This window comes from Paenibacillus sp. MZ04-78.2 (assembly GCF_024213375.1).
In the GTDB taxonomy this organism is placed as follows: Bacteria; Bacillota; Bacilli; order Paenibacillales; family NBRC-103111; genus Paenibacillus_G.
On record NZ_JANAVJ010000046.1, the window covers coordinates 1 to 23141 of the forward strand.

Genomic DNA, 23141 nt, shown 5'->3' on the forward strand with positions numbered 1-23141 from the left:
GGCAGTTTACCACCGACGAAGCAAGAATCAAACTAAAACGTCTTTACCCACAATTTAAGGATTGATGGTGTACTAGTTTTATCTATATGCCTAAACTTTTTTCAATTCTTTTATAATTCCCATTCGATAAAACAAGAAAATATTGATCGTGAATTTAATCTTGCTGTCGGTAGGATTTCAGGAGCCATAGATTCCATAGACAATGGTAACTACAGCGGCTATTTGCTGGCTATCGAGCATGCTTCTAAAGCAAATGCTTTGTCTCATTTTTTATCTTATAATCCCGAGATTAATCTAACAGGTATAACAGCTGAATTTATTAACGAATTTAGAAATCTAAATATAAAACAAAAAAAATTAGCAGATAAGGAAGAGTTAAAGACTCTCTTTCAAAAGCTTTCTTCAGACCCAACTGATCGTGAAGTATCCGAACGTATTATTAAACTTCTGCAAAAGAGTTTAAATTAGGATAGAAATCATCTTTTCATTTTATATACGATTGGTTACTGAGGAAAAGTTTTTCTATACTGGAGGGATTGAATTGTCCGTTATCATTTGGATCATCGTGGCCATCTTTCTGCTCGTTGTCGCTTTTTTTTCATTAGCGGCGGTACTTCAATACGTAGATAACAAAAAAACGGCACAGCACGTGCTGGACTATTACGTGAAGAACTGGGACAGCAGCTCGATCTGTGTGCTTCATAATAATGAGCCGTTGCTTGAATACCATGCGGACAGAGTCATGCCGCTGGCCAGCACCGTTAAATTAATCCTTGTCATCGAGTATGCCAACCAAGTGGCCCAAGGGCTTGTTGATCCTGAAACGCGTGTCCACCTGAATGATGTAGAACGGTACTATATTCCGGGCTCGGATGGCGGCGCTCATTCAAACTGGAAATATGATTTGAAGGAGCAGCTTGAAGCTGGACATGAATTAACACTGGACGAAGTCGCCCGAGGCATGCTTCAGTTCAGTTCGAATGCTTGCACGGAGTATATATTTGAACTGCTGGGCGGAGACAGAATCAATGCAAGCTTGGGAGAGCTGGGCATGGAGCACCATACCTCTATATTCCCGATCACTTCCGCGATGCTGACCTCGATGTATGTCAAAGACAAAGAAGGGCTGAGCGGCAAGAATCTGATTCGCCGGATGCGCGAAATGAGCCAAGAGGAATATATTTCGCTGGCATATGAGATACATAACACTCTAAAGCAAGAATCCGATGCTTCTACAATCCAGAAATTAAACCGGAAAGAAGGGCACAAGCAAAGTCTTCAAAAGCTGTGGTCCGAACGATTGCCGGGCGGAACGACGAAGGAATACGCTTCGCTTATGAATAAAATCAACAGCGGCACCTATTTTTCACCGGATGCCCAAGTGATCTTGGATCGATTGGTAGGAAGACCGCCCTCCGAAACATCCCAATATCGCAAGCTCGGCTTCAAGGGCGGGTCGACGATGTATGTGGTTACGGTGGCCATGTATGGATGCAAGAAAAACGGAGAAACGTTAGAACTTGCCGCCTTCATCAATGATTCTAAGGGAATGGAAAGCTTGTGGTTGAAAAATAAGTTCAATGAGTTTTTCGTCGGGATCATGAGAGATGACGATTTTAGAAATAAAGTTATCAAGAAGCTTTCTCCGGATGTCCATGAAACGGTATGATTCATGGTTGCGACACAACTACCGCTTAATCGCAAGCATCTGAGCGCCCTCTATGGTCTGGAAATTGTTGCGAAAAAGGGTTTCCCCCACAAACGCCGAATAGATTTAAGGTAGGAGCACCCCTAAAATTCATTGCGTAAGGAGGAATTTCCCTTGAATTCAATCGCCCGCCCGGGCAAATCTCTGATGCTCTTATCCTTGGCGCTGATGCTCTGGTGTATCGGCCTTACACTTCCCATATCCCAAGCCCAAGCGTCCTCCTATTCTTTCGATGCGGCTCCCAAAGGAACCGTCGGCGTCACCAAGCCGAATCTTACGTTTTATTTCGATACCGATTTGGCCTTCGCGCCCTCGTCTTACTCCATGACGCTGAACGGGCAGAGCGTGCCAGCCAGTTACGACCAAAACAAAGGGACGTTTACCTATACGCCCGACAACGATCTCGCGCCCGGAAACTACAACGTCAAAATGTCGATCATCTATCCAAACTACAAGCCGATCGAGCAATCCTGGTCGTTTACCGTAGCGAAAAACGCGGTCAGCCGCTTCGAGACTCCTACCTCGGAGGATCAGAGCGGGCTCGCCGCCGTTAACGACTACCGGGTGCTATACGGCCTCCCCCAGCTTCAGATGAACGAGCGGCTTTTCGCTATGGCGAAGGCGCATGCGAAATATTTGGATGCGAACAAAATCGCCCAAAGCGAAAAAAGCCAAGAGAGCCTGCACGATCAAAATCCGAACAAAACCGGATTTTTCGGCCAATCGCCGCGGGAGCGCGCCGCTTTCTACGGGTATTCGTCCAAGCTTGGGGAAGACGTCGCGTATCACGCGGGATCGATCGGCGAGTCGGTCGACGTGCTGTTCGATGCGCCGTACCACCGCTCTCCGTTCTTGAGCTCGGATGCCAAAGAAGTCGGTGTTGCCAAAGTAGGCGATTACACGGTCATCGAATTCGGCTTCGGATCGAGCGAAAACTCGCCGATCGTCGTCTCGCCGGCGGACGGGGAGCGGTATGTGCCTACGTCCTTTGACGGGAACGAAGCCCCTGACCCGCTGCGTATGCATACGAGCGGCGTTTACCCTGTCGGCTACCCGATCATGGCCCAATATTCCGGCGAGAATGTGGACAAAATCAAGCTGCTGAGCGCCGAACTGACCGACAACGCCAAGCAAAAGGTCGACTTGTTCGCGAATTCACCCGATAACGACGACAAATTGACCAATGCCGTCATATTGCTGCCGCGCAAGCCGCTGCAAGCGGATCAGACTTATCTCGTCAAGCTGAGCCTGCAAGTGACCAAAAAAGACGGCACCACGGCCACCGAGTCGAAAGAATGGAATTTCACGACGGAACCGCTGCCGCAGCTCGGAAAAACGAAGCTTCACCGGAATGCATCCGATTATCTCAAGCAGGCGGTCACCGTCCTGCCGATCCAGCGTAAAGCAAGCTTCGGGCTGGATGACAGCAACTATTCGGTCGATGGCGTCTCCTTCCCGATGCGGCGGACACCGGTCATCGTTGACGGCTCCTCGTACTTGTATATCCGCGACCTGGCCGCGGCGCTCGGAGCGAACGTGGACTGGGACGAGCAGCAGCGCGCGGCCGTGTATACGAAAGGAACGCTTAAGGTCACGCTGCACACAACGAAAAACGCCTACGAAGTGAACGGCGACCTGCGGCAAACCGATACGCCTGCCCGGCTGGTCGGCGACAACACGATGGTCCCGGTCCGCCTGCTGGCTGAAGTGCTGGGCGCCAAAGTAGAGTATGCCGAGGCCACGCGGACAGTCAAGATTACTTACTGATCGGGACGGACCTGTCAGAACCAGACCCATCCATGCAAAAGGCACCGCATCCTGCCACAACAGGAGCGGTGCCTTTTTTTCATGCGCCGTCTATTCGTCATCGTCCCCGTCGTCATCCTTTTTGGAGGAGCCCGAGCTTGAAGCGCTTGCCCGGCGTGCCGCCGCTTCTCTTCTTTCTTTGGCGATTTCCCGCCGATACAGCCGTTTCATCTCGTCTATAATTTGATTCGTATCATGACATTCATGGACGGCCTCGGTGTAACGGCCTGCGGCAATAAGGCTTTCTACGCGCTGAATAACGGATGTATAAGGACCTTCAAACCTTCGAACCTTGATTCTGGATCTTACCTTGGCGCGTGTGGAGTTGTAGCTCCATTGCGCTTGATTGAGCGCGCTCTCTGCCTGCCGCTTCTGATTCAGCCTTTGCTGGACGGTTCCGGCAAACTCATTGACAAGATCGGTTAAGCGGACAACGTGCTGCTCAATCGCTCCGAGACGATAAGGCGGGACGAACAGCCGCTGATTCAGCTCGCGATTTAACGATTCTGCTCTTGCGAGCACCATGTCGACCTGGTCCGTCAGAGAGAAGCGCAGGCTGTTCTGCTTCACCAGCTTCACTGCCGCGTCAAGCGCCGACCACGCCTGCTCCTGCTTGCTTTTCGAACTGTTATAGGCCCGGTCCAACTGCTCGATGGCGCTGCGGCAATTCCGCTGCAGCTCCTCAGCCTCGCGCAGCCGTGCAAGCATGTCGTCCAAGGTGCTTCTGGCGGTATCGTAATCCTGGTGCTCATCGTCGGATTGCCGCTCTACCTCGGGCAGCCGCTGCTCCGTCAGCTGCACGTGCTGCCCCGCCGTCCGGTACCGTCTCCACATGTCCTCCCAATGTTCTTGAGCGTAGCATTGACGCGTTCTCGTAAGCGCCGGCGCAAGTGCCGCGTCCGTTGTCCGGTATTCCCATAGCTTCTTCTGCACACACTGAATATCTTTTGGGTTTTGCCGTCGGAAGTCCGCATGCCTCTGCGTCATCTCGACCGCATCTTTTAAGAGGCTATTGATTCGCGCGGCAGTGGTTCTGACCTGTTCAAGGCTGCCGACCTTGAGCTCTTCCAACATGTCCTCCGATAGTCTCCGGGCCTCGGCAAGGCTCCCGTAAGGATCAATATGAAGCAGATTTAAACGATGCCCTTCCTTCACCTTGGCCTCAGATTCGTCCAGCCGGCCCGGGAAAGCCCGGTATTCGCTCAAATAGACGCCAAGTCCTTTATGTCCCGGCTCATGCTTTGCAACCGGGCTTCGGCTTGCGACGCGATCCGCTGCGCTCCGACCGGGTCGGGCTGCGCCGTATCGGACGCTTGCTGCAGCTCCTGCCGGAGCCGCTCCAGCTCTTCGTACGTGTGGTTCAGTGGAAACGCCAGCTCCGCTGTCCAGCTCTGCACTTCGGCTTCTACGGCGGCTCGCTGATCGGCAAGCCGCTGTAACCGCGGCGACAGGGCTCGGGCCGCTTCCAGAACACGGCGGACCTCAGCACGAACCTCCTTGAAGGACGACCTCAACCGCTTGAGTTCGCCCTTCGAATCACGAATTAACCGCGAGAGCTTGATGAAGCGGAGAAAGAAAATTTTCGTCCCCGTTAACACAGTCAACCGCTGGCTGACGGCCACCGTCAGATTGGCCAGCCGCACGTCCGCCTGCTTTACGATGGATTCGGTGCTTCCCTCTGAGTTCCCTTCGTAAGGTCTTAACTCCTCAGCTGCGCCCTTCACGTTCACCAGCAGCCGCTGCGCCTTGTAGCGAAGCCATCCGACCCTCAGCTTGTAGAAGAGGCCGCAGCCGAGCACGACAAGTAATATCTGTACCGTACCCAGCACCAGGAAGAACGTGCCAGCAGAGATTTTAATCTTCCCTGACTGCGCGGCTTTCTCCGAAGCAGGAGTCGCAGACGGCGGCTCCTGCGGCTTCTCCGCGGGCGGCTGTACCGCCCGAGCCGGCTCGGGCGCTTCCTTCGCTTTTTCCGAAGGCAGGCTGCCTGCAGGAGCCGGGTCGGCCAGCGCGTTCTGGTGGATCAGCAAACCTAGCGTCAGCATGACGCCGAGTAGTAATTTTTTCATCCTTTCACCTCATCCGCATCGATGCCTTTAGGAAGATTATACTAGAAGCGGAGGCTGACCAACATTCATTATTGTCGAATTATGGTATCCGGAATTCACTCGCGAGCAACAAAAAAGGCACCCGAAGGCACCTTGTCTTAAGTGTTTATTTTATAGCTCTGTCCAACCGGCTTGCCGCTCATCCCTTGCCCGAGCGTTCGTCCACGTTCACGTCGAGAATGTCCAGCAGGAAGACGAATACCGGAATCCCGATAATGAGTCCCCAGCCCCCGAAATAATGCTGAGAGAAGAGGAGGATGATAAACGTGTAGAACATTGGCAGGTTTGTTTTAGATGACATCAGCTTCGGGTTCAAGAAGTATCCTTCCAGGAAGTGCAGGATCATAATCATCACGACCACATAGACGATCATCACCCAGCCGCCTAGCGCGAAGCCGATAATGCTGAGCGGAATAAGCGAAATAATAAATCCCGCCACCGGAATCAAGCTGAGCAGGAATACCATGATCGACAGCGCGAACAAATACGGAAAGCCCAGCAACCATAACCCGATCATCGTAAAAACCGTATTGCACACGGCGATCAGCAGCTGCGCTTCGATCACCTTGCCGAAGGAAAGCACGAACTTCCGGCCGAAATACTCCAGCTCGTTATAGAGCCAAGCAATTTTGCTCGTACGGAATTGGGAGGTGAACCGGACGATGCGGTTCTTTTCCAAAATGAAGAAGAGGCTGAGGATCAGCGCGAAAACAAACGTCGTTCCCCAGTTGCTGATCTTGAGCACATATTCGAAGCCTTGCTTCACATACGATTGCAAGTTCAATTCCTTCAAGGTGCCCGTTATCCATTTGGACAGCTCGTCATCCTGATGAGACGAGTTCATCAGTGTAATGACGACGTCGTACAACTGTTTGACCTGGAAGATAACTTTGGGCAAATTGTAATAAATCGCCCAGCCCAACAGGCCGCAAATGAGCAAGTACAGCAGTATAACGACCAACTTGCCGCTAACCCGGACTACGCGGTTCAACTGTGCCGTGATATACCCTTGAAGACGGTACATGATGTAGGTAAGCAGGAAGGTCAGCAGCACCAAATTCAGCATATCCCGAATCTGGAACATTAGAAAGCAAACTATGAACAATATGGCAAATCGTCTTACCGTCAAGTTGGAAAACATCGTTTTGAGCCATTCCATACATTCAATCTCCTGTCTCCGCCAGAATAAAGAATAAAGCTTCCCATGCAGTATACGAAGCTAAGGGAATGAAAGTTTCAAGGAATCGTACCCGATTCGACATAAATTTCAAAAGGCTTCATTCCCTTTTATCGTCTTTTTTTCGTTTTTATTCAGCTTTATTTTTTATCGCGCCCCCCCACCTGCTGCTTCGTTGCGTGGAATGCGGCGTCGATCCGGCCCCGGAGCCCGCTCCAGAACTCGCCGATATTCCGCTTCGGGTCGCCGATAATACTCTCGCCTTTTTTGCTGGGATGATAGATGACGTCCTTGTTCCGGTTGATCTCCTCCAGGTACTCCTCCACAATCTGCGCCGTCTTCGTATCCGGGTGCTGCTTCACCAACTGCTCGTAGCTGCGCTTGACCGCCGGAAGCAGCTTCATCGTACTTTCATCGACAGCATCGTACCGGTATCCATGAATATACTGCTCCATATAATCGACATACAGCGCTTTGATTTCAGTTCTCCGATGACCCGAGGGATAGCTCGTCAAGTAGTTCTCCGCCTGCAGCATGCGATCCGCAAGCTCGCCGCGTCCGATCAGCAAATGGCCGTCGCCGAAAAACGTCTTGTTCGACTCCGCCGCCCGGATGGCGAGGTAAGCCTTCAGATCGTCAGACGCAAAAGAAGCATACGCATTCTTCAAAGCCTCATAGTCGATTTTCCAATAAAAATCACCTTCGCCGTTCGTGTCCAGCGCAAGCTTCCCTTCGGTTTGCCGCAGGAGCCACTGCTTCAATGTATCGTCGTTTTGGATTTTGTTGACATCGAGAGGCAACCCGAGCTCCCGCAGCTTTTCGGCCGTCCCCGGCTGCTCCAGCATCCGCTTGAAATCGGCGTTCGCCTCCGGCAGCAGCTGATCGTAATACTGCTCAAGCCGCAGCAGCATCCTGTCCGCCGTTTTCATGTCGGCCTTCTTCAAGTTGGCGTCCAGAAACGCCGTGATTTCTCGGGCTTCATTCGCTTCCGAAGCGGTCGCGTCCAGGCGCTTCAGCAAATCCTTGCCGCGAACCTGTTCCGAACCGGGCGTCCCAGGCTGCGGAGTCATCGTCTGCCCTTGCGGGTCCTTCACGGCCAACGAGTTGTCGCCGCTTCCGCACCCTGTCACGACCGTCACAACAAGCAGCGCCTGCACAGCCATTGCTCCAGCACGTTTCATCATCTGCACTCCACCCCAAGCTGTTTTCTCTACATACAATCCGGTCATCCCCCGGTCCGGTTTTACAAAAAAGAGAAGCCCGAACGCAACAATCGGGCTCCTCTTCCATAGATGATGGTAATACTTAAATGATAGCATTCCGGACCTTCACTTTCAACTGTGGCGGGGCGAACCGGCAGTGTGCGTCAAGCCCTTGGAGAACGCCTGAATCGCATCGAGCCAGCGCTCCGATACGCAGCTTTCCATAACTATTCAACTTCCAAAAATTTCACCAATAAAATTTTCACTTATGCGTGCATGGCTATCATTTTGTCTCCTGATCACACCGATATAATAACAGATGCTTTCGGCCACTGCCGCAAGACGACATCAATTAGGCTTGAACTTACATCTGGGAGGAACTTGCATGTTAAAAAAGTGGGGCAATGCTTCAATCCGTTTCAAACTAACCGTATTATTACTGGCGCTGTCTTTATTTCCCTTGCTGAGCAGCACCATCTCTTTGGCCAATTACTTAACTGCGGAAATTCACAACGAAACCCGCGACAAAGAGCGAAGCCTGGCCGCATCCAATGTCGGATACATGGATTACTGGGTAACTAAACGTGTCCAACTGGTGCAAAATCTGATTGAGAAAAGCCCGCAGCTGAAGACGGGTAAGCTTGATGCGATCAAACCGCTGCTGCGATCGTTCGGCGAAATCGACAGCGAGATCGAATACTACTCCTATGTAGACGCCAACGGATTCAGCAATCCTCCGGATGGAAAAGCTTCCCAAATTACCGACCGCGATTATTACAAACAAGCCAGGGAAACCAAGAAGCCTGCCGTCAGCGACATGATCGTGAGCCGCCAAACCGGCAAAAATGTCATTATCTTGATTGTCCCCATACTGAACGAAAAGAACGAATTTATCGGCGCGATTTCCGCCGTACTCAACTCCGATATTTTGACCGGACTGACGTCGAATATCAAATTTGGGAAATCCGGCTTCGGTTTCCTGGTGACCTCCTACGGCACTGTCGTAACGTTCCCCGAAGCGGGTGCCATCGGCAAAAAAGTCGAAGAGGCGTTCACCGCAGAGCAAGCGGCGGCGTTCCGATCGGACATCTTGGTCAACGAGAGCGGTATGGTGACCTTCGCGGCCTCGAACGGCGAAAATGTCGCCGCGTACGATACCGTGCCTTCTACGGGATGGAAAATCATCACGGTCGCTCCGACCGCCGAAGTGTACGAAGGAATTGCCAAGTCAAAGCTGATTTCTTGGATTTTCATCGCCGTATTCGTAGTCATCAACACGCTCTTGGCGCTGCTCATCTCCAAAGCCAACACGAAGCCGATCGTGCTTCTATCCAAGCTCCTTGAGCGGATTGGAACAGGCGATTTGACGACGAGAATCCCGGTCAAGTCCAAGGACGAAATCGGTCAATTGTCTCAAAACATGAATACGATGCTGACTTCGATCGGAGGTATGGTCCAGCAATCCCATGCGACCGCCGAGCATGTCGCGGCTTCCTCCGAGGAGCTGAACGCGATTGCGGAACAATCGGTGGAAACCTCGAATCACGTCGCCGGGGCGATACAGCAAGTCGTCAACGGCTCGGAGGCGCAGGCAACCGCTGCGGAACAGACGTCGAAGGCGATGGAAGAAATGGCCGTCGGCGTGCAGAGAATCGCCGAATCCTCCTCCAACGTCTCGGAACTGTCCTTCGCCTCGGCGCAGGAAGCGCGGGAAGGAAACCAGCTCGTCACTTCGGCGATTCGCCAAATGAAGTCGATCCAGGATTCGGTCGGGCAGACGGCATCCGATTTGGCCGCGCTCAATGATCTGTCCCAAAAAATCGGCAACATCGTCGAAGTCATCGCGGATATCTCGAATCAAACGCAGCTCTTGTCGCTCAATGCCTCTATCGAGGCGGCGCGTGCCGGGGAGCACGGCCGGGGCTTCGCCGTCGTCGCCAATGAAGTCAAGAAGCTGGCGGAGCAGGCAAAGCATTCCGCCGACGATATTGCCAGCTTGGTGAAAGAGGTGCAGGGCTCGACCCGTATGGCCGTGAACTCGATGAATCAAGGCATCGCCGACGTCGGTCAAGGCTCCACACTGATCACCGATGCCGGAACGTTGTTCCAAAACATTTACTCGTCCGTGCAGAGCATTTCGGAGCAAATTCAGGAAATTTCCGCCTCTTCCGAGCAGATGTCGGCAGGAACAGAGGAAGTCAGCGCTTCGATGGCCGAGCTCGTCATCATCTCGCAAGGTTCCCTGCAGAACGCGCAGGAAATTTTGGCTGCTTCGCAGCAGCAGCTTGCTTCGATGGAGGAAATCTCGTCTTCCTCCAAATCGCTAAGCACGATGTCGCAGGAGCTTAACGAAGAGTTGCTGAAATTTAAAGTGTAACAGCAAAATCGGCAGATCCAAGAGCCATCCTGGAGCTGCCGATTTTTTATTTTGTTCGATGGTCGTTTCTTCCGCAGGCGAGAGCATGAAGAGTCGGGGCATTCAAAAAACGCTCCCGGTTATTTTATCGGGAGCGCAGGATTCCTATGGATGATTATTAAAGGTTAATATATGACAAATTTCCTAAAAATCTTCTTTTGTCCCATGTAGCATAAGTCGAATTTACCAGAATCATGTCGACAGTGCAGGAAATAACCCGTATAATGGCTGTAATATTTTGTTAACCAATATTAACCAAACACCGGGGATATGACAATGAAAAGAATTAACCTGGTTTTGGTCGCCTTTCTTGCCGTCGCTCTGCTCGCAGGCTGCGCCAAAACCGATCAACCGGCGGCCGCGCCAACGGGCAATACCGAGAAAACCGCGGTTGCGGAGGAAAAAGACGTCAGTCAAAACGCGAATGTGCTCAAGGAAAAGAAGTTCGATCAACTGACCAAGGACGAGTGGGACAAAATCCGGCTTTCCAAAAACTAACCGGCCAAAGGAGCAACTCGCTATGAAAATGAAATTTCGCTTGTCCCAGACCATTCCCGCCATGCTGGCTTCCGCCATGCTCGCTACGGCTGTCCCTGCTTTTGCCGCAGACAGCGCCAAACCTGGCATCAATATGGATATCGGCATTCAAGTCGACGGAAGAGTGCTTGTTCCGCTGCGTGACATCTCCGACGAATTGGGAGCGAAGCTGAACTGGGAAGAAAGCACGAAATCGATCACCCTGACGAAAGACGGTACTACGGTCCAATTAAAAATCGGCGACCCGACCGTCCAGATGAACGGAAAGTCCCAGACGCTCGATGTCCCGCCGCAGATTAAGGACAATCAAACGTTCGTTCCCGTCCGTTTCGTAGCGGAAGCCTTCGGTGCTGAGGTCAAATGGGACGCCGAAGCTCAATCGACACATATCGACACTAAGGAGAAAGATATGTACATTAGCGCTCGGCCGTATTTCGAGCTGGACGGCGTGCCGCTTGTGTACGATGGCGAGATGAAGAACGGTCTGCCCGACGGGAAAGGCTTTGCCGCAAAAGGAACCTCCATCTACGGCGAAATATGGTACGAGGGCCAGTGGAAGGACGGAAAACCGGTCCGGGAAGAAGCGCCCCCAGGGACCGAAGGCCATAAAATCTACATTAATGGAAGCTACTTGAAGTCGGATTATGCTCCGATCGTTCGCAATAACTCCGTCTATGTGCAATTATGGGCCGTACTTGGCAAGGTGAACGCGTCGGCCCAAGACGTAGACGGGGTCATACGGATAAATCATCCGAACCGCATTTTGCTTCTGCGCGCCAATAGCAACCTGCTGACGTATTACGGAGACAAGATGGACTCGCACGCGGTACGTCTGGACTTTCCGCCGATTTTGGAGAACAATGTCATTTATGTGCCGCTTGCCTTTTTGAAGGATTATATGGACATGAAAATCGTGTGGGGAGAACAGCAGCGGGTGGATCTCACCGTCGGGGACTTGTCGAAAAACAATACTTGGGGGCAACAAGGGATCATTTCCGCTGGAATCAAAAAGCTGAGACTCGATTCGGACGCCGAAACAATATGGAAGAAATATACCAACCTATGGGTAGACTCCCTGCCCCGCAGCAACAATGGCGCCAAGAACGGTGGATTCGAAAGATTTGAGCAGTTGACCATCGTCAGCTACAACGGTCCGACCGTCGTATTATCCAACGGGAGCAAGAATGTCCAGTTTAATTTCGATTCGATCGAAGCCATCCATAGATCGTTCTTCATCGCCGATCCACTGGCTGAATTCGACTGGCCTGAAAGCGTGAAAGCGGTCATTCGCCAACAAAAAGTCAGGATCGGTATGACCCAGGATCAAGTCCTGATGTCTTGGGGCAAGCCGGACGATGTCAATACAACGACCAGCAGCTTCGGTACGTTCGAGCAATGGGTATACCGCGGTTCGAGCATCGGGACCGGCAATTATTTGTACTTCACCAACGGCGTGCTCAGCTCGAGTCAAACGTTAAACTAACGCTAAACTAAGAGGCCGTCTCTGTCAGGAGGCGGCTAATTCGCTAACGAGAGAGAACAGCCTCCTGCCCGCATCGTATGATCAAGGCTCTATCCGGTTCCAACAACGGATAGAGCCTTTTCCGCTTCGCGGCAGCTCGTTGGCAGCCACTCGCTCCGAAACCTGTTCATCAATAAGGGCAAAGAAATGAGGATGGGCGGATCGTCCAGCCGGGTCCCCCATAAACAGGACATGCCCTCGATAAAATTCAACAATCGTGCGAATAAAAAAAAGGGGTGACAAAAAAAGGGAGTGTATGTAGAATGTGTAGTAATGTTATTACTTTTAATTGTCGCAATTTTTTGTCAACGGTTTAATACATACTTACGACGTCTTCCACAGCATACACCTTCGGATTTGGTGACCTCATGAATCTCGTACCTATCACGATCGTCCACACGCCCCCATGGTCCTTGGACGATCCCCTCTTCACGGTTCAAAACGCCTGAGTCTAGTACATAAGCAATGTATCGGTCTTAAAATTTAATTAACCAGCCGCAAATTTGGAAGCGTTTTCCAAACCATTGCAATCGGCAAACTTCTCGAGGTGATCCCATGAACCATTCGTCGAGCGCCTTGCTTGACATCCGTCATTTAAGCGCAGGATTTTCCATTGAAGGAAATTATTATCGCGCGGTCGACGATGTGTCTCTCCGCTTGTTGCCCGGGCAGGTGCTCGGCATCGTCGGGGAATCCGGCTGCGGCAAATCCGTCATGTCCTTATCCGTCATGAAATTACTGCCCAAAAAAATAAGCCGGATCGATAGCGGGGAAATATGGTTTGACGGCCGCAACCTGATGAATTTATCCGAGAGCGAGCTGCTCAAGCTGCGGGGCAGCGATATCGGAATGGTGTTTCAAGAGCCGATGACTGCGCTTAATCCGGTATTTGCCATCGGGTATCAAATCGAGGAAGTGCTGGGGAATCATCTTGTCATGAGCAAGAAAGAAAAGCGCAGACGCAGCATCGAATTGCTTAAGTCTGTCGGCATCCCTCATGCCGAGCGTATTGTTGGCGAATATCCGCATCAGCTATCGGGCGGCATGCGTCAGCGCGTCATGATTGCGATGGCGATCGCCTGCAACCCGAAGCTGCTGATCGCCGACGAGCCGACGACCGCCCTGGACGTCACAATCCAGGCGCAAATTATTGAACTGCTCAAAGATATTCAACAGCAAAGAGGCATGTCCATGATTTTGATCACGCACGACCTTGGCGTTGTCGCCGAGATGGCCGATACCGTCGCCGTCATGTATGCGGGCCAAATCGTGGAACAAGGGCACGTCACGCAAATTTTCTACGAGCCCAAGCATCCGTATTTGCAGCTGCTGCTGCAGTCGCTCCCCCGCCTTGACGAGGAGCAGGAACGATTAAATTCGATCAGCGGCATTGTTCCGTCGCTTGTGCATATGCCCCGATCCGGCTGCCGGTTCGCCGGACGTTGTCCGAGCGCCAGCGACGATTGCCGGCGGCTGACGCCCCAGCTCGCCGAGGTAGGCGGCGGCCATTACGTGCGCTGTCTGAACTTTTCGGCGTGTCTGCCCGCAGCCGGGGAGGAGGAAACCGCATGAATGACGTGACCGCTCATGACCGCCCATTGCTGGAAGTTCACAATTTGAAAAAGCATTATCCGATTCACGGCGGGCTCTTTCGGAGGCAGGTCAGCTCGATTCAGGCGGTGAACGACTTCTCGCTCACGATGCGGCGAGGAGAAACCGTCGGACTTGTAGGAGAATCCGGCTGCGGCAAATCGACGACCGGACGCGCCATCATGCGTCTCATTGAGCCGACGGCGGGTACGATTTTTTTTGAAGGCCAGGACATTACCCGAATCAAGGGCGAAGGGCTGCGGCAAATCCGCAAGCATATGCAGATGGTGTTCCAGGACCCGTTCAGCTCGCTGAATCCGAAAATGATGGTCGGCCATCTCGTCTCCGAGCCGATTCGCAACTATGAATCGCGTACCGGGAAGGAACTGGAGGAGTGCGTTGCCGAACTGCTCGTGAAGGTCGGACTTGCCGAGGACTCTTATTATAAATATCCTCATGAGTTCTCCGGCGGGCAGCGGCAGCGTATCAGTATTGCAAGAACGCTGGCGTTAAAGCCTAAGCTCGTCGTGGCCGACGAACCCGTGTCCGCGCTGGATGTGTCGATTCAATCGCAAGTGCTGAACCTGCTGCAGGACATTCAAGCCGATTTCGGGCTCTCCTATCTGTTCATCGCCCACGATTTGAGCGTCGTGAAGCATATCAGCGACCGGATCGGTGTCATGTACTTGGGGCGGCTCGTCGAGATTACGGATAAGAAGAGCTTGTATAAACAGCCGCTCCATCCTTACACCCAAGCTTTATTGTCTGCCGTACCGATCCCCGATCCGAACGCCAAACGGGAGCGAATCGTGCTGCAAGGCGATGTGCCGAGTCCGGCCAATCCGCCGGTCGGCTGCGCCTTTCATCCACGCTGCCGCCATGCTGTCGCCGCTTGTCGGGAAGAGCAGCCCACGCTTAAACAGGTGGCGCCTCAACACGAGGTCGCCTGTCATTTGTATTGAATCATCTCATAAAAGGAGGATGCATTCCATGGAAAAAAAAGCTTCAATGGTTTTATCCGCCCTGCTGTTTCTTGCCGTGTCCCTTACCGGCTGCACAGATAAAGCGCCGGGGGTGACGGAAGCGCCGAAAAAGACGGAAGAGAACAAAGCGGCTCCAAGCGAGCCGAAACCGGGGGGTATTGTAAAGTACGGCTATACGCAGCCGTTCAAGGGCTTGCTTGACCGCGCATTTTACGGCGGAGAAGACGACAATTTAATTTTGCGGTTCGTTACGGATAGTCTGCTCAAAACCGGCGACGATCTCAAGACGTATCCCCATATTGCCGAATGGACGGAATCGGACGATCATAAGACGTTTACGTTCAAGCTCAAGAAAGGCGTCAAGTGGCATAATGGCGATGAACTGACGATGGAGGACTGGAAGTTCGCGCTGGAGACCATTGCCCATAAAGACTATACGGCAGCGGGAGGCAGCCGGTACAGCAATGTGGAGATGATTGTCGGCGTCGAGGACTACCGCGAAGGCAAAGCCAAAGACATTGCCGGCATCAAGCTGATCGATAACTACACGATGTCGGTTACCGTCAAAACCGCGGCGCCGAATACGGTATCGAAGCTGTGGTCGTATCCGATGCCGAAAAAGTATTTTGCCGGCGTTGCCGTCAAAGATATGCTCAATTCGGATCAAGTCCGCAAAAAGCCGCTCGGCATCGGGCCGTTCAAAGTGAAAAAGATTCAACCGGGCGAGTATGTCGAGATGGAGCGCTTCGACGACTATTGGCAAGGCAAGCCGCTGCTCGACGGCGCGATATATAAAGTTGTTGCCGGCAATATGGCGACCAGTTTGCTGGAAAACGGCGAAATCGACATCATGGCAGCGCCAAACAGCCAATTTAAAGAGGTAGAAAAGCTGACAAACGTCAATATCAATAAACAAGATGCACTTTCCTACTCCTATATCGGCTTCAAGCTGGGGACGTGGGATAAGAAGTCCGAGAAAATTATCGTAGATCCGAAATCCAAGTTCGCCGACAAGCGCCTGCGGCAGGCCATGTATTATGCGCTGGACCGGCAAGCGCTGATCGATGCATTCGCCAACGGTCTGGGCAAGGCGATCTCCGCCCCCATGCCGGGCGTAAGCTGGGTGAAAATCCCGGACGATCAGTTGAATCCGTACGAATACAATCCCGATAAAGCGAAGAAACTGCTCGATGAAGCGGGTTATAAAGATACGAACGGCGACGGATTGCGCGAAGACCCGCAAGGGAAAAAGCTCACGTTCAACTTCGACGCCATGTCCGGCACAGAGATTGCCGCGCCGCGCGCCCAAACGATGATGCAGATGTGGAAGGATGTGGGACTCGACGTAAAGCTAAACGGAGGCGCACTGAAAGAGTTCAACGCCTTCTACGATGTGGTTGAGCATGACGACCCGTCTGTCGAACTGTTCGCCGGCGCATGGTCGCTTGGCAGCGATCCCGATCCGAGCGCATTATGGAAAAGCAACGTGCTTTGGAATTTCCCGCGCTGGTACACGGCCGAATCGGACCGCTTGATTAACGAAGGGATCAGCGAGAAGGCCTTCGATCCGAACTACCGCAAGGACGTGTATCACAAGTGGCAGAAGCTTATGAATGAAGAAGTGCCGATGCTGTTCCTGAATTCTCCGGTCGATGTGACGGTGAGCAACAAACGTCTGCAGAACGTCAAGGCGAACTCGTTCACGAATCAAATCGACGTTCATAAGTGGTGGGTCACGCAATGACCGTATCCGGGAGGCTGGGCTTATGCTGACTTATACGTTGCGCAGACTACTGGGCATGATTCCGCTGCTCCTGCTCATCTCCATTGTGGTGTTCACCCTGGCAAAGTTAATGCCGGGGGACGCCCTGACGGGGATGATCGATCCGGCCAACGTGAAGCCGGAATATATTGCCGAAATGCGCCAGCAGCTTGGTTTTAACGACCCGATTCCGCAGCAGTTCATCCGTTGGTTCGGCAAAATGCTGCGGGGCGATTTCGGTCAATCTTTCATTCATAAGAGGCCCGTGAGCGAGCTCTTTTTCCAGCGGCTTCAAAATACGGCCATCCTGGCGACTATGGCCATATGCATTACCTACGCGATCGCTTTCCTGACCGGAATGATCGCGGGCAGACGCCCGAATACGCCGATCGATTACTCGATCCAGACGGTCAGCTACATTGTCTATGCCCTTCCGAGCTTTATTATCGGAATCGTCTGCATCTACATCTTCTCGATCAAGCTCGGCTGGGTGCCCGCCAGCGGGTCGCGCAGCGTCGGAGTTGCCGACGGCACGCTTGCGTATTACTTGAATGTATTGAAAAATTCGCTGCTGCCCGCGTTCGTGCTCGGCTCTTTGGGCACAGCCGCTTATACGCAATTTCTGCGCAATGACATTATCGAGAGCAGCCGCAAGGATTACGTCAGGACGGCACGGGCAAAAGGGACAAGCGAGAGGCATATTTACAATCGGCACATCTTACGCAATTCGCTGATTCCTATGGTTACGTTTCTCGGTATTGATATCGGGGGATTGTTCGGCGGGGCGGTCATTACCGAGACGTTATTCGTTTATCCGGGAATGGGCGAGTTGTTCGTCTCCTCGATTAGCAGCCGCGACTACTCCGTCGTGATGACAATCACGATGTTCGCGTCCGTCATGACGCTGATCGGCAACTTAATTTCCGATTTACTGTACGGCTACGTCGATCCGCGTATCCGGCTTCGCTAGCCCGAGAGGAGGATGGCTATGAATACCGTGTCGAAGCCGATGCATCAAACGATACCCGTCAGCAAAAAACGAAGCGCCTCTCCATGGGTGACAGGCTGGAACCGATTTTTTCACAACAAGCTGGCGATCGCCAGTCTCGCGTTTCTGGTCCTCATTGCGACCCTGTGTGTGCTGGCGCCGCTGCTGACGTCTTATGATCCGGTCAAAATTAACTTGCGCCTCATCCATAAGCCGCCGTCGGCAGAGTATCTGTTAGGAACGGACAAAGGAGGACGCGATATTATCGCAAGATTGCTGTACGGCGGGCGCACAACGCTGCTGATTGCCGTAAGCATCAGTTTTTTCGTCACGTTTATCGGAGTGACCATCGGTTCTGTCGCTGGCTACTTCGGAGGCAAAATCGACAATATGTTAATGCGCTTTACCGATTTTGTGATGATTTTCCCGTTTCTTATTTTTGTCATCGTCCTGAAGACGGTCATTGCGGACTCGGGCATTCTGGTTCTGATCGTCGTCATCAGCGTGCTTGGCTGGGGCGGGATCGCCCGTCTTGTACGAAGCAAGGTGCTGTCGGAGAAGGAGAACGAGTACATCATGAGCGCCGTCGCGATCGGCTGCAAGCCGTTCCAGGTGATCGTCAAGCACTTGCTGCCGAATGTGGCTTCTACCATTATTGTTCAAGCGATCATCGTGATGGCGGTTATGATCGGCGTGGAGACGGGTCTTAGCTTTCTTGGATTCGGCGTGCCGGCCAATGTGCCAAGCTGGGGAAATATGATGTCGGATGCGATATCGCCCCAAGTGATCAAAAATCAATGGTGGGTTTGGCTGCCGTCCGCCATCGTGATCACCTCTACGATTCTCGCCATTAATTTTATCGGGGAAGGCGCGAAGGAAGCCTTCGATCCAAAAGGATGATTCACACACGCGGCGGCCGTCCGAACATGAAGCTCATGTTCCGGACGGCCGCCGCTGTGTCAATTAGAGGGAGGCCGGTGCCCAGCGCTTGTTGTGTACGTTTATAATGGTTACCCGTGCTGCGGGTAAGCCAAAGGGGAATCGCAATAAGGACATGCTTTATTCTCGCCGGGCTGCAGCAAAGCGGACGAACCGCAGCCGGGGCATTCCACCGTCTTGGGCGTCTGAGGTTGCGGCCTGCTCTGCTGCGGCACGGCGGTACCTCCCACGTCGGCATTCGCCATGGAAGCTGCCGGAGCCCATTGGTTAAACACGATGGACATCGAATACATATCGATGAACGCATCCTGGAACACGCTGAGATAAATCATGCGCTGCAAGTCGTTGGCCACCACCGCCTGCCGCTGGTTTGTCGTCTCCGCCAAGGTTTGGATGGAAGTCACTCCCTGCACCAAGACGAGATGACGGTAATAATCGTATCTGGCGAAGAGCTGCTCGCGCCGCTGCCCGCTCTTCCACAGCATGTATATGCCGGGAATCAAGTCAAGGAGAATAACCCACACCATCACCCAGTATTCCATAGGTCTCCCTGCGGACAAATTGATGAAGAACGACATCAGAAACGGGAAAAAAATAACCAGAAACGTCGCGCCGGCGTTTTTCCAGTCAATGACTTTCTGGTAGCTCAAATCGCGGTGCTTCCATAAACGGAAAGCCAGCAAAATAATGCCGATCGGAAAAAAGAAAATTAACCACATCGCTATCGCAACGCCGCTTATGGCTGGACGATCATAATTCAAGGATGCTCCCTCATCTCTATTATACTTCGATATGTCTATTTTACAGTGGATAGCTTAACAAGGAATCGCAATAAGGACAAGCTTTGCTCTCGCCAGGCTGCAATATCGCAGACGAACCGCAGCCATGACACTCAACCGACTTGGGCAATCGTTTTTCCGACGGTTTGTATTCAGGCATCGGCTTGTCCCACTCCTGCGTGTGGCCGTCCTCGGCCCTATCCCCAGCACCCTCGCGGGCGACAAAACCGTTCTGATGAAAAACAAGGGTCATCGAATACATATTCATAGAAGCATACGGAATCATGCCGTGACCGATCATGCGTTTCAAATCGTTGATCACCACGGCCTGCCGCTGGTTGACTAATCCTTCGATAGCACGAATGGATTTAATTTCTTGTTCCATGATGATATTGCGATAAAGCTCATACCGGGCATTGAGCCGCTTTCGCTTCCGCCCGCTTATCCATAGCAGAGATATACCCGGAAGAAGAAAAACCACACTTAACAAGACGAGGGACTCCAGCTTGCGATCGGCCTCATTCGTGAAGATTAAGCACATGAAACAAAACATCACGATAAACGGCAAGCCCGCAACGACCCAATCATAAATTCTTTGATAGCTCAAATTCCGGTGCTTCCACACGCGGATAACGAACAGAACAATACCGGCCGGGAAAAAGAAGAACAAAGCCAGCACGACCAATATACCGTTTATAGCCGGTCTATCCGTATTCAATCCGGTTCCCGCCTCCCCTCTTGATGCGTTAACTGCGAATCTCACGCAAGGCGAACAATACATGCTTTCTTACCGGCTCTGCGGATATTCCAAAGGAGAATCGCAGTAAGCAAACGCCTTGCTTTCGCCGGGCTGCAGCAAGGTCGACGAACCGCAGCCGGAACACTCCACCTTCTTCGGCAACGGCTTCTCTTCCGGAAAATCCTCCTCAGTCGTACGCTCCAGAGGCAAGTCCGAAGGCGACGTTGGTTCGACTGGCCGCTGAAAAACGATAGCCATTGAATTCATATCCAAATAGGCATTGGGGAACTCGCCAAGACCGATCAGGCGCTGCAAATCGTTGGCAATCACTGCCGGGCGAAGCCAGGTCATCTCCGCGATCGTATGGACAGAAGTAATTCCTTGCCACATGACGATCTGGCGATAGGAGTCATAACGGGCCAAAAGCCGTTTACGACTCTGCTTGCTCTTCCATAGCATGGACACCCCGGGAATGAAGAAAAAAATAATAAGAATAAACCACATCGAAAACAACGCAAACGTATCTGCTGGAGATATACTGTCTAGGAACAAAAATAAAAATACCAGAAGTACAAACAGAACAAGAAAGGTTACGCCGGCATTTCGCCAGTCATCTATTTTTTGATAGCTCAGATTGCGATGCTTCCACAATCGGATAGCCGCCAAAAGGAGGCCCGCCGGAAAACACAAGAGGAACGCCAGCACGATCACGACGCCTCGATAGCCGGTCTGTCCATCTCCAAACTAACATCTAACTTCTCTTCCATATTGCCCTGATGCACTGCATCAACCTCATTTCAACGTAATCAACTGGCTGTTTCTGCGGCTCAGGTCGGCCGAGATATCGCGCAGAAGCTTGCGGGACATTTCCACCTTGCCCGTATCGCCCGCCTGATCACTGAGCCCGCGAACGCAGCGCTCCAGCTCCTTGATCTGCCACAGCAAATTCTCCTCCATGTGGATCATCGAGGGATGCGAAACCGGGTCGCTGTACTTTACTTTTTCGATCAGCTCCCGCACCCCGGCTTTCAACGCTTCCCGTTCCTCGATTTCCTCTTCTTCCAGCGCATAGCTCACCGAGTCGAGAGACAGCTTCATCTGCTTCATCAGCTGCATCTGTGCCCGTTGATCATCCTCTTGATTCCGCACATAATTCGTAAAATGATTGGCAAGCCCTATCCCGATTGCCCAGACCGCGGCGGTTATGACTTCGATCACCACATAAGAGGTCAAGGAAATCCGCAAGGCTAACCAGAAGAAAACCGTATGAAAAATAGCGGATGCTCCATACAACACCGAGATCGTAACGAAGGTCAAGGAGGCGGGAAGCCCGTCTCCACGTCGGTTTTGCCTTACTTGGGCTACAGCGCAGTAATAGATTGCCGCTTCCGCGAGAACGATGGAGATCAAGGAAGTCCACCAGTGTCCTGTTCCCCAATCCTCCGGACGACATAAGAAAAAGGCGGCTACAGTTACCACGACAATGAGGCCGAACATCCATTTGGCGGCCAGGGCAGGCAAACGTTTCATATTCATCTCAAGCTCCTTTTCACTCTAACTTATTTCCGCATTCAAAACAAAATTTTTGCCCCGGCTGCACGACCTGCTGACACTGACTGCAAGTGAGCATCATGCTCTTGCCGCACTCCGGACAAAATTTCGCTCCCGCCTCCACCATTGTCGCGCATTGAGGACAAGCAGCACCCAGCGACTCTCCGCATGTCGTACAATGCAGCGCTTGTTCCGGGTTATCCGCTTGGCAGCGGGGACAAGGACGGTACCGGTCGCCGCAGTTCGGGCAAAATTTCGATCCTGCCGGAAGGGAATGTCCGCATGCTTGGCAGGCAACGGCCGGGGAAGCAGTTTCCTGCTTGAGCGATTGTCCGCACCCTCTGCAAAAGCCGGAATCATGCGCATTGCTCATGCCGCATTTGGAACATGTCTGGACAGGAGCAGACGACACATCCATGTGTCCCGACAACTGCGAAAACGTATTGCCAAGCGTCATACCGACGCCTTGTCCAAGTCCCAGACCGATGCCCGCTCCCATGAAGGCCGATGGATTCCCTTCATTCTTCGCCGCGCTCTCCAGCGTATTAAAGGTTCTTTCCTGCTGGTAGGAGAAGCCGAGAATATCCATTTCCGCTTTCTTCGCCAATGCTTCCTTTAACCGCTTCGTGGCCGGATCTTCCTCAGGCAGATTGATGGAATCGATCTGGAAGCCGACCAGACGAATTCCGTACTCATGAAAAATCGAAACGATTCGGCTTTCCATATGTTTGGATATTTCGGAGATATAGGCGTTGATTTCCAGAATGCTAATTTTTTTATGCACCAGATAAGCAGAGATAAGCTCTTTGATGTTCATCATCAAGATGCTGCGAAAATATTTGCCAAGCTCCGCTTGATCGACCGTCGGAAGCGTTCCGACCAGCTTAAGCAGAAACTTGCGCGTGTCTTCGATCTGGATGCCTAGCTGACCGAACGCGCGGACCGATACCATCATGTGGTATTTGGGCTCCTGCAGTTGAATCGGAGTCGGTGTCCCCCATTTCATGTCCAGCTTATGCAGCTTGTTCACGAACCAAATTTCCGCCGTAAACGGCGACTTGCCGCCAAAAGGCAAATTGACGACGGAGGAAAGGATCGGAATATTTTGCGTCGATAACGTATGCCGGCCGGGACCGAGCAGGTCAAGCGCCTCCCCGCCTTTGAACAGCAGCGCTTCCTGGGTTTCATTGACGATCAGTTGAGTCCATGTGCCTAGTTCTTGATTCGGATATTTCCACACCAATAAATTGGGCGGCCCGTCGAATTTGACTACTTCGATAATTGCCATCTAGGTACCCCTTTCCATATGTTGGTCTCGCGTATAATCCTTTTAC

General features: G+C 52.3%; 20 protein-coding genes. 11 read left to right on the forward strand and 9 right to left on the reverse strand.

What is annotated here, in order from left to right; genetic code table 11:
- Window positions 1-222 precede the first annotated feature (222 nt).
- The 3 genes from NLX71_RS22625 (at window position 223) to NLX71_RS22635 (ending at window position 3475) form a co-directional block, all read left to right on the forward strand.
- Window positions 223-468, forward strand: coding sequence for a hypothetical protein (locus NLX71_RS22625; protein WP_254366021.1), 246 nt, complete (start codon window positions 223-225; stop codon window positions 466-468).
- 73 nt (window positions 469-541) lie between these two features.
- Window positions 542-1669: a serine hydrolase gene (locus NLX71_RS22630; protein WP_254366023.1), complete on the forward strand. Its 1128-nt coding sequence runs from the start codon at window positions 542-544 to the stop codon at window positions 1667-1669.
- A gap of 153 nt (window positions 1670-1822) precedes the next feature.
- On the forward strand, window positions 1823-3475 hold the full coding sequence (locus NLX71_RS22635) for a stalk domain-containing protein (RefSeq protein ID WP_254366024.1): 1653 nt from the start codon (window positions 1823-1825) through the stop codon (window positions 3473-3475).
- 90 nt (window positions 3476-3565) lie between these two features.
- Here NLX71_RS22635 and NLX71_RS22640 read toward each other — a convergent pair whose 3' ends face one another.
- The 4 genes from NLX71_RS22640 to NLX71_RS22655 all read right to left on the reverse strand — a co-directional run bounded on the left by NLX71_RS22640 (window position 3566) and on the right by NLX71_RS22655 (window position 7983).
- Complete coding sequence (locus NLX71_RS22640; protein ID WP_254366026.1) at window positions 3566-4720, reverse strand: hypothetical protein; 1155 nt, start codon at window positions 4718-4720, stop codon at window positions 3566-3568.
- Complete coding sequence (locus NLX71_RS22645) at window positions 4717-5583, reverse strand: hypothetical protein (protein WP_254366028.1); 867 nt, start codon at window positions 5581-5583, stop codon at window positions 4717-4719. Before NLX71_RS22645 ends, NLX71_RS22640 begins: the two co-directional genes overlap by 4 nt.
- 178 nt (window positions 5584-5761) lie before the next feature.
- Window positions 5762-6781, reverse strand: a complete 1020-nt coding sequence (locus tag NLX71_RS22650; RefSeq protein ID WP_254366030.1) for an AI-2E family transporter — start codon at window positions 6779-6781, stop codon at window positions 5762-5764.
- A 158-nt stretch (window positions 6782-6939) separates the two neighbouring features.
- On the reverse strand, window positions 6940-7983 hold the full coding sequence (locus NLX71_RS22655; protein WP_254366031.1) for a hypothetical protein: 1044 nt from the start codon (window positions 7981-7983) through the stop codon (window positions 6940-6942).
- Between the two features lie 403 nt (window positions 7984-8386).
- On the opposite strand from NLX71_RS22655, the gene NLX71_RS22660 reads away from it, so the two are divergent.
- The 8 genes from NLX71_RS22660 (at window position 8387) to opp4C (ending at window position 18699) form a co-directional block, all read left to right on the forward strand.
- On the forward strand, window positions 8387-10378 hold the full coding sequence (locus tag NLX71_RS22660) for a methyl-accepting chemotaxis protein (RefSeq protein WP_254366033.1): 1992 nt from the start codon (window positions 8387-8389) through the stop codon (window positions 10376-10378).
- 315 nt (window positions 10379-10693) lie between these two features.
- A complete protein-coding gene (locus NLX71_RS22665; protein WP_254366034.1) occupies window positions 10694-10915 on the forward strand; it encodes a lipoprotein in 222 nt (73 codons plus the stop codon).
- A 22-nt stretch (window positions 10916-10937) separates the two neighbouring features.
- Entirely contained in the window at window positions 10938-12437 is a 1500-nt protein-coding gene (locus NLX71_RS22670) for a stalk domain-containing protein (protein ID WP_254366036.1), read from the forward strand.
- A gap of 594 nt (window positions 12438-13031) precedes the next feature.
- Window positions 13032-14048, forward strand: a complete 1017-nt coding sequence (locus NLX71_RS22675) for an ABC transporter ATP-binding protein (protein ID WP_254366037.1) — start codon at window positions 13032-13034, stop codon at window positions 14046-14048.
- Complete coding sequence (locus NLX71_RS22680) at window positions 14045-15028, forward strand: ABC transporter ATP-binding protein (RefSeq protein ID WP_254366039.1); 984 nt, start codon at window positions 14045-14047, stop codon at window positions 15026-15028. The genes NLX71_RS22675 and NLX71_RS22680 overlap by 4 nt, the downstream gene beginning before the upstream one ends.
- A gap of 28 nt (window positions 15029-15056) precedes the next feature.
- Window positions 15057-16793, forward strand: a complete 1737-nt coding sequence (opp4A, locus tag NLX71_RS22685) for an oligopeptide ABC transporter substrate-binding protein (RefSeq protein WP_254366041.1) — start codon at window positions 15057-15059, stop codon at window positions 16791-16793.
- 22 nt (window positions 16794-16815) lie between these two features.
- Entirely contained in the window at window positions 16816-17781 is a 966-nt protein-coding gene (opp4B, locus tag NLX71_RS22690; RefSeq protein ID WP_254366042.1) for an oligopeptide ABC transporter permease, read from the forward strand.
- An 18-nt stretch (window positions 17782-17799) separates the two neighbouring features.
- Entirely contained in the window at window positions 17800-18699 is a 900-nt protein-coding gene (gene opp4C / locus NLX71_RS22695) for an oligopeptide ABC transporter permease (RefSeq protein WP_254366044.1), read from the forward strand.
- A 110-nt stretch (window positions 18700-18809) separates the two neighbouring features.
- On the opposite strand, the gene NLX71_RS22700 is transcribed toward opp4C, so the two are convergent.
- The 5 genes from NLX71_RS22700 to NLX71_RS22720 form a co-directional block, all read right to left on the reverse strand.
- Window positions 18810-19499, reverse strand: a complete 690-nt coding sequence (locus NLX71_RS22700; protein WP_254366046.1) for a zinc ribbon domain-containing protein — start codon at window positions 19497-19499, stop codon at window positions 18810-18812.
- 40 nt (window positions 19500-19539) lie between these two features.
- Window positions 19540-20124, reverse strand: coding sequence for a hypothetical protein (locus NLX71_RS22705; protein WP_254366047.1), 585 nt, complete (start codon window positions 20122-20124; stop codon window positions 19540-19542).
- 180 nt (window positions 20125-20304) lie between these two features.
- Complete coding sequence (locus tag NLX71_RS22710) at window positions 20305-20967, reverse strand: hypothetical protein (RefSeq protein ID WP_254366049.1); 663 nt, start codon at window positions 20965-20967, stop codon at window positions 20305-20307.
- An 81-nt stretch (window positions 20968-21048) separates the two neighbouring features.
- Window positions 21049-21786, reverse strand: a complete 738-nt coding sequence (locus tag NLX71_RS22715) for a hypothetical protein (RefSeq protein WP_254366050.1) — start codon at window positions 21784-21786, stop codon at window positions 21049-21051.
- A 19-nt stretch (window positions 21787-21805) separates the two neighbouring features.
- Entirely contained in the window at window positions 21806-23095 is a 1290-nt protein-coding gene (locus NLX71_RS22720; RefSeq protein WP_254366052.1) for an SPFH domain-containing protein, read from the reverse strand.
- Window positions 23096-23141 lie beyond the last annotated feature (46 nt).